This is a genomic window from Flammeovirga agarivorans (genome assembly GCF_012641475.1).
GTDB classification, from domain to species: Bacteria; Bacteroidota; Bacteroidia; order Cytophagales; family Flammeovirgaceae; genus Flammeovirga; species Flammeovirga agarivorans.
In genome coordinates, this window is the sequence record NZ_JABAIL010000130.1 from 1 (window position 1) to 540 (window position 540).

The window sequence follows — 540 nt, forward strand, 5'->3', positions numbered from 1 at the left end:
AGATCGGCAGAGCTCCAGTGTCCCCAGCACTTATAGGTATGGTCGCAGGCGAGCGGGTTCCACTGATAAAACAGGTGGTAACGCCCGGCGACCTGGCAAAAGCCGTTAGGATCGTTCAGCAGTCCGTTGACCGGCGCCAGATGCCATTGCGGATAATGGCTGTCGGCCAGCGCCTGCGGCTGGCCCTGCATAACGGCCTGCAGGATCGCAGGCAGACGTGACGGTAATGACATTATTCAGCGTCCGTTTTGTATTTCAGCGTCAGAGAGAGCGCGAAGGCCACGGCGAAGGCGATCGCCATTCCGATAATGTAGTTCAGCAGCGAGCTGGCCTGCACGATAGCCATCCCCGGGATCGCCGTCAGGCCTACCGCGGTCATGTAGACGTGCATCGACACCACCCAGGCGCCGCCGGCGGCACCGCCCACCAGCGCGGCGATAAACGGTTTCACAAAGCGCAGGTTAATCCCGAAGATTGCCGCCTCGGTGATCCCCAGCATCGCCGAAAACGCCGACGGCAGGGTGATGGCTTTTATTTTGG

2 pseudogenes are annotated in these 540 nt (G+C 60.4%); both read right to left on the reverse strand.

The features are described from left to right. A pseudogene (locus HGP29_RS28590) lies at positions 1-233 on the reverse strand (hypothetical protein); the annotation flags it as partial. Beyond that, positions 233-540 (reverse strand): annotated as a pseudogene (locus HGP29_RS28595) (hypothetical protein); the annotation flags it as partial. The pseudogenes HGP29_RS28595 and HGP29_RS28590, both read right to left, overlap by 1 nt.